General features: G+C 39.4%; 1 pseudogene. It reads right to left on the reverse strand.

Features of this window, described 5'->3' with window-relative positions:
* A pseudogene (locus QOS10_RS09580) lies at positions 1-330 on the reverse strand (IS3 family transposase); the annotation flags it as partial.

Consider the following 330-nt stretch of genomic DNA (forward strand, 5'->3'; position numbering starts at 1 on the left):
TTCCGTTGGCGTAATTAACCAACTTACTGGATATTGCCCATACAGATCTAATACTACGTGTAGCCGAACCTTATTGCATCGAATCCCATACGTTAACTCAGTTGTATCCGTAACCCAGACTTGGTTAGCTGCGCTTTGATCAAATTATCGTTTAAGAATATTTTCAGCTTCATAAGTTTGCTGAGCCTGAATACGCTTATGTTTGGGCTGACGATAGTCAGCTTTAATACCATGCTTTCGCATGATACGAATGATCCGTTTCTTGTTCACCTTATAGGGAACTTGCTGACTCAAATTAATTAACCTGGTCATTTTGTCATAACCAACACT

This window comes from Limosilactobacillus galli (genome assembly GCF_947381495.1).
Taxonomy (GTDB): domain Bacteria; phylum Bacillota; class Bacilli; order Lactobacillales; family Lactobacillaceae; genus Limosilactobacillus; species Limosilactobacillus galli.